The sequence below is a fragment of the Alcanivorax sp. HI0083 genome (assembly GCF_001635175.1).
Genome location: NZ_LWFX01000500.1, coordinates 1 through 742 on the forward strand (window position 1 = coordinate 1; position 742 = coordinate 742).

Consider the following 742-nt stretch of genomic DNA (forward strand, 5'->3'; position numbering starts at 1 on the left):
CTCGCTGTTTAAAAACGCTGATCTGACAACATTTCTTACCGAACAGGCAAAAACCGCGTCATGGCTGGCCAGCAATTGCTCCGGGGCGTTTTTGTACGCCCACGCCGGCTTGCTGGATGGCTACACCGCTACCACCTGGGCAGGTGGCGAACCCCGGTTACAGCGAGAGTTCCCCAGCATCAATGTGATCGAAGACCGCAATGTTGTCGTTGATCGCAACCGGATATCCAGCAACGGAGGCATCCCGTCCTACCAGGGCGCACTGGTCTTGCTGGCGCAGATGAGCAGCAAGAGAAAGGCCAGGGAAGTGTTTGAAACCATCCAGCTAAACCGCCTGATCCCCTGGACCGAGATCACCCGCTATTTACCTGAAAAGTGACAAAAGGACGGCATCATCATGAAAGCCCGATTCAATTACTACACCGCCTCACCGGACACCATGAAAGCCATGTTCAACACCCAGGCCGTCATCGACGCCACCGGGCTGGATAAGCGACTGATCGCCCTGGTGGAACTGCGGGCATCACAGATCAACGGCTGCGCCTTTTGCATGCACATGCACGCCGCCCAAGCACGTAAACTGGGGGAGGACAACGCACGCATAGATACTGTCGCTGGCTGGCGCGATACCGACTGGTTCAGCGAACGAGAGCAAGCAGCCCTGGGCTGGACCGAATACCTGACCCGCCTCAGCCAGGGCGGCGATGGTGACGCCGCCTATGCAGCTCTGGCGGAACACTTC

At 57.8% G+C, this 742-nt stretch carries 2 protein-coding genes; both read left to right on the forward strand.

What is annotated here, in order from left to right:
- The coding region (locus A3754_RS05140; protein ID WP_197468474.1) for a DJ-1/PfpI family protein at nt 1–379 on the forward strand (379 nt) is incomplete at its 5' end.
- A gap of 18 nt (nt 380–397) precedes the next feature.
- The coding region (locus tag A3754_RS05145; protein ID WP_063519002.1) for a carboxymuconolactone decarboxylase family protein at nt 398–742 on the forward strand (345 nt) is incomplete at its 3' end.